Raw genomic sequence first — 2,610 nt, forward strand, 5'->3', positions numbered from 1 at the left:
GCGGAAGCTGCTGGAAATGGCCCGCTCCCTCATGGTGCGGCCCAAGCTGGTCATGCTCGACGAGCCGATGGCCGGCGTTAACCCGGCGCTGACGCAGTCGCTGCTGGACCACATCAAGAACCTCAAGGCCGAAGGCATGACGGTTTTGTTCGTCGAGCACGACATGAACATGGTCCGCCACATCGCCGACTGGGTGGTGGTGATGGCAGAGGGCAAGATCGTGGCCGAAGGGCCTCCCGCCGAAGTCATGAAGAACCCCGCCGTGATCGACGCCTATCTCGGCGCCCACCACGACGTGGATCTCGGCGACGCCGAGGGCATCAAGGAACTGGCCGCGGAGCTGGTCGCCGACGAGGAATCGATTGTCGGCACTGAAAACGCCGGCATCATCTCCGCCGACGTCCTCGCCACCGAGGCGGAGGAGGCGGCGAACGGGACGACGCGCGGCCGCCGCAGCGCCGGAGAGCCGAACCGCGCCGAAGAGCCAAACCGCACAGAGAAGGACAAAGAATGAGCGCCACCAGCGCGGCACCGGCCGCCCAGCCCGCCTTCGATGGCGACTCGGTCGTGAAGGTCACCGATCTGGTGGCTGGTTACATCCCCGGCGTCAATATCCTCAACGGCTGCAGCATCGAGGCCCGCAAGGGTGAGCTGATCGGCATCATCGGCCCCAACGGCGCCGGCAAGTCCACGCTGCTGAAGGCCATGTTTGGCCTGGTCAAGGTCCACTCCGGCTCGGTGGTGGTCCGCGGGCAGGACATCACCGGGCTCAAGGCCAACAAGCTGGTCAGCAAGGGCGTCGGCTTCGTTCCGCAGAACAACAACGTGTTCGCCGCCCTGACCATCGAGGAAAACATGCAGATGGGCATGTTCCAGCGGCCCAAGGACTTCGCCAAACGGTTCGACTTTGTCTCCGAACTGTTCCCGGAGCTCGCCAAACGGCGCGCCCAGCGTGCCGGCTCGCTCTCCGGCGGCGAACGCCAGATGGTCGCCATGGGACGGGCCCTCATGATGGACCCGGCCGTTCTGCTGCTCGATGAGCCCTCCGCGGGCCTCTCCCCTGTCAAGCAGGATGAGACCTTCCTCCGGGTCCACGAGATCAACCGGGCCGGCGTCTCCGTCATCATGGTGGAACAAAACGCGCGCCGCTGCCTGCAGATCTGCGACCGCGCCTACGTGCTGGACCAGGGCAAGGACGCGTACACCGGTACTGGCCGGGAGCTCATGAAGGATCCCAAGGTCATCCAGCTCTACCTGGGGACGCTCGCAGACACTGTCGAATAGCGCTTCGGACAGTATCCCCACAGGGGCCGTCACCAGCCGGTGGCGGCCCTTCTGCGTGCCCGGTGCCTGCTACAACAGTCCGTGGCCCCACGGCATCTCCAGTCGCCTCCGGCCGCCCCCGCAGCCGCTTGCTCGTCGCCCGTCGCCCTTCGTTTGAGCCACGTTTTCGCGGCGGTTTCGGACCGGCGCACCTCGGATCCGCGCCGCCCTCGTCCGAACCCGCAGCGCGAATCCGGTTCCGCAGCCGCCGCACGGCCACGGCAGCCCTTCCCCGCACCTCGTGGCTGCCAAGGCACCTCGGATGTCGACACCACGACGCCGGCCCCTCCTGGCGTCCTCATGTCCTGTTTTCGCACCGGCTCCGGACCGGCGCACCTCGGATCCGCGCCGCCCCTGTCCGAATCCGCAGCGCGAATCCGGTTCCGCAATCGCGTCCGGTTCCGCGGTCCTGACGCTCCGGCCCCGGTCCCCCGCACACAAAAGACCCCCGTCCGGACTGGACGGGGGTCTTTTGTTAGTCGAGGGGAAGCGGCTTACAGCTTGCCGAATTCTTCCTTGACCGGCTTGTAGGTGTTGTCATCCTGGTACTCGTAGATGCCAATGTAGGCTTCCGTCGGGTCGCCGGCGTCGGAGAACGTTACGGGGCCGGACTGGCCGTCGTAGTCGATGTCCTTACCGTTGCGAAGCAGGGTGACGCAGCTCGGGAAGGTGTTGCACTTCTCCCCACCCTCAGAGACGTCCTTCAGGTGCGCCGCGATATCAGTGCCCTTGGTGCTCTTGGCTTCCTCAGCCGCCAGCGCGATCAGGTTCACTGCGTCGTAGGACTCGCCGGAGTAGCTGTAGTCCTTCAGCGCCGGGTCAATCGCCAGGAGCTTCTTCTTGAAGTCCTCCTTGGCGAAGGTGCCCGGGATGGTGCCCTGGGCGCCCTTCAGGGTTCCTGCCTGGAAGTCCTTGCTGTAATCGGACATGTTGCCGTCCACCATGAAGATCTGGGTCGGCTTGACGCCCTTGCCCGTCATCAGCGGAACGATGCTCTTGGCCTGGTCGAAGGTGATCAGGGCAATGGCATCCGGCTTGGCGGCCAGAACCTTGTCCACCTGGCTGCTGAACTGGGAATCGCCTTCATTGAACAGCTCCTGGGCAACAACCTTGCCGCCGGCCGCCTCGAAAGCTGCCTGGACGTTCTTAGCAAGGCCGGTTCCGTAGGCGTCGTTCAGGACGATCATGCCGACCGTCTGGGCGCCACAGGTGGCCATGTAGTTGCCGAGGACCTTGCCCTGGAGCACGTCCGAGGGCGCGGTGCGCCAGTAGAGGCCCTTGTCATCC

General features: G+C 65.3%; 2 protein-coding genes and 1 pseudogene. 2 read left to right on the forward strand and 1 reads right to left on the reverse strand.

All coding sequences use genetic code 11. From position 1 onward, the window contains the following. Nucleotides 1-514, forward strand: a pseudogene (locus LQV45_RS25125) (ABC transporter ATP-binding protein); the annotation flags it as partial. After that, nucleotides 511-1,284: an ABC transporter ATP-binding protein gene (locus LQV45_RS25130; protein ID WP_230009341.1), complete on the forward strand. Its 774-nt coding sequence runs from the start codon at nucleotides 511-513 to the stop codon at nucleotides 1,282-1,284. The pseudogene LQV45_RS25125 and the gene LQV45_RS25130, both read left to right, overlap by 4 nt. A 533-nt stretch (nucleotides 1,285-1,817) precedes the next feature. Here LQV45_RS25130 and LQV45_RS25135 read toward each other — a convergent pair. Continuing rightward, nucleotides 1,818-2,610 (reverse strand): ABC transporter substrate-binding protein (locus tag LQV45_RS25135; RefSeq protein ID WP_230009342.1); only part of this gene is annotated, 793 nt, incomplete at its 5' end.

The organism is Microbacterium sp. Bi128 (genome assembly GCF_918698205.1).